Origin of the sequence: Dickeya sp. ws52, from assembly GCF_007210685.1 — a bacterium.
In the GTDB taxonomy this organism is placed as follows: domain Bacteria; phylum Pseudomonadota; class Gammaproteobacteria; order Enterobacterales; family Enterobacteriaceae; genus Dickeya; species Dickeya chrysanthemi.
Window position 1 is genome coordinate 1 of record NZ_SZVX01000050.1, and the last position, 1,126, is coordinate 1,126.

Annotated in this window: 1 protein-coding gene; it reads left to right on the forward strand. The window is 69.2% G+C overall.

The annotated features are described in order from the left end of the window. Positions 1-15: 15 nt before the first annotated feature. Positions 16-1,126 (forward strand): hemagglutinin repeat-containing protein (locus FDP13_RS21440; protein ID WP_234424461.1); only part of this gene is annotated, 1,111 nt, incomplete at its 3' end.

Genomic DNA, 1,126 nt, shown 5'->3' on the forward strand with positions numbered 1-1,126 from the left:
AGCACCGGCGGGTCGGTGAGTCTGCGTGCCGGGCAGGACGTGGCGCTGACGGGCACCGATGTGATTGCGGCGCGGGATATCGACCTGAGCGGGCGTAACGTGACGGTGACGCCGGGGCACGATGTGCGTCGGACCACCCAGACATTGGAGCAGAAGCAGAGCGGTCTGACGATTGCGCTGAGCGGTAGCGTGGGCGGCGCGCTGAACAGCATGGTGGAAACCGTGCAGGCGGTGAGCCGCGAGAGCGACAGTCGGTTAAAGAGCCTGGCCGGGGTGAAAGCCGCATTAAGCGCCGGGCAGGGTGCGCAGGCCGCAAGACTGGCGATGGCGCAGCGGGAGGCGGCCGGCGCGAAGACGGCGGCGGGCGGCGGCGAGGCGGGCGAGCAGCCGCAGGCGGTCGGAGTAAGTATTTCGTACGGCAGCCAGTCGTCCTCCTCGCAGCAGACCCGGACGCAGGAGACGGTGTCCGGCAGCAGCGTGACCGCGGGCGACAACCTGCGTATTCGTGCGACCGAGGGCGATATCACGGTGGTGGGCAGCCAGTTGAAGGCCGGGCAGGACCTGACGCTGTCTGCCACGCAGGATATCCGGCTGCTGTCGGGGGCGAACACGCAACAGACCGAGGGCAGCAACCAGAGCCGGGGGGGGAGCCTCGGGGTCAGTATCGGCGTCAGCGCCTCGGGCAGTTTCGGGCTGAGCGTCAGCGCCAGCGTCAATGCGGCGAAGGGCAACCTGCGCGGCGACGGGCTGACGCACACCGAATCGCTGCTGACGGCGGGCCGGACGGCGGTGCTGGACAGCGGTCGCGACACCACGCTGCAGGGGGCGCAGGTCAGCGCGGAGACGATAACCGCGCGGGTGGGGCGTGACCTGCTGGTGCGCAGCGAGCAGGACAGCGACCGCTACGACAGCAAGCAGCAGAGTGTCGGCGCCGGGGTGACGATACCGATTTACGGCGGCGGCGGCGGGGCGAGCTTCAGCTTCAGCCGTGACAAGGTGCACAGCAACTTCGACAGCGTGCAGGAGCAGAGCGGTCTGTTTGCCGGCACCGGCGGTTATGACGTCACGGTGGGCAGCCACACGCAACTGGATGGCGGGGCGATAGCGTCGACGGCGGGTGCGGACA